Here is a 1,757-nt window from a genome sequence, read left to right on the forward strand (position 1 = left end):
CAGCGTGGCCACCGCCGACCAGGGGCCGCGCGCGGTCACGATCCCGGCGACGACGGCGAGCGCGCACCACGCCACCACGTCGTTCACCGCGGCGCTCGCCAGCGCGACCACCCCGGACCGGGTGCGCTGCATCCGCCGCTCGGCCAGGATCCGCGCCAGCACGGGGAAAGCGGTGATCGACAGGGCGGCTGCGGTGAACAGCGCGAGCGCGTCACCGCCCTGCGGCCACAGCAGCGCCGCGACGCCCAGCCCGAGGCAGAACGGCAGCACGACCGAGCCCGCCGACACCGCGCCGACCACCCGCCCCGCGCCGCGCAGCTCCGCGACGTCCAGCTCGCAGCCGACCAGGAACATGAACAGCACCAGGCCGAGCTGGGCGGCGAACGCCAGCGGCGGGCGCGCCTCGGGCGGGAACAGCAGCGCCACCGGGTCGCCGGGCAGCAGGCCGAGCAGGCTGGGGCCGAGCGCGATCCCGGCCGCGACCTCCCCCACCACCGAGGGCTGCCCCAGCCGCCTGGCCAGCGCGCCGAGCAGGGCGCCGAGCGCCAGGACGACCGCGAGGTCGAGGAACAGCAGCGCGACGAGCGCGTCGCCCGCCGGGGCCGCCACCGACGCGCTCAGCCCCTCGCCCCCGCCTGGAGCTCCCACAGCGAGGCGTAGCGCCCGCCGGAGGCCACCAGGCCCTCGTGCGCGCCCTGCTCGACGACGCCGCCCCGCTCCAGCACGTAGATGTGGTCCGCGTTGCGGACGGTGGAGAGCCGGTGCGCGATCACGATCAGGGTGCGGCCCCGCGCGAACGTCGCCAGCGCGCGCTGGATCGCCGCCTCGGTCTCGTTGTCCACCGCCGACGTGGCCTCGTCCAGGACCACCACGGGCGGGTTCTTCAGCACGGTCCTGGCGAGCGCGATCCGCTGCCGCTGCCCGCCGGACAGCGCCGCGCCGTGCTCGCCGACCACCGTGTCGTAGCCCAGGGGCAGCGACTCGACGAACGCGTGGGCCTCGGCCGTGCGGGCGGCCTCGCGGACCTGCTCGTCGGTGGCGGAGAACGTGCCGTAGCGGATGTTGTCCGCGATCGTGCCGTCGAACAGGAACGGGTCCTGGGCGACGAACCCGACGGCCGCGCGCAGGTCGGGCAGGCGCAGGCCGCGCACGTCCCGCCCGTCGAGCAGCACCCGGCCGGTGTCCGCGTCCTGGAAGCGCATCAGCAGCTTGGCGATGGTGGTCTTGCCCGAGCCGGTCGCGCCGACGATGCCGGTGACCCGGCCCGCCGCCGCGCGCAGCGACAACCGGTCCAGCACGCGCGGGCGGCCCTCGTAGGAGAAGGACACGCGGTCGAGCGCGATGGCGCCCGCGACCCGCTCGCGGGCCAGCGCGCGGCCACCGGTGGGCTCGGTGGGCAGGGACATCAGGTGCTCGACCCGGTCGTGCGCGGCGAGGGTGCGCTGGTACTGGTCGACGATCGGGCCCAGCCGGGTCAGCCGCATGACCATCTGCTGCGGCAGCCCGATCAGCGGGCTGAACCGCTCGAACGGGAGCGTGCCGTCGAGCACCTTGAGCCCGCCCACGAGCAGGGTGCCCGCCATGGAGCAGGTGGTCCAGGCGCGGATTCCCTCGCCGAACCGGACGGCGTGCTGCTGTGTGCGCGTGGCCGCGTCGGCGCCCGCCAGCTCCAGCAGGTCGACCAGCTCGGCCTCGTGGTCCTCGGCGCAGGCGCTCTTGACCGTGGCGGCGGCCTCCAGTGCGGCGGAGAGCCTGCT

2 protein-coding genes are annotated in these 1,757 nt (G+C 75.9%); both read right to left on the reverse strand.

Annotated features, from left to right (window positions below; all coding sequences use genetic code 11):
* Window positions 1-609 (reverse strand): cation:proton antiporter domain-containing protein (locus tag ACTUAL_RS29870; protein WP_440902578.1); only part of this gene is annotated, 609 nt, incomplete at its 3' end.
* 8 nt (window positions 610-617) lie between these two features.
* On the reverse strand, window positions 618-1,757 hold a 1,140-nt coding region (locus ACTUAL_RS29875; RefSeq protein ID WP_440902579.1), incomplete at its 5' end, for an ABC transporter ATP-binding protein.

It is taken from the genome of Actinosynnema sp. (assembly GCF_052038725.1).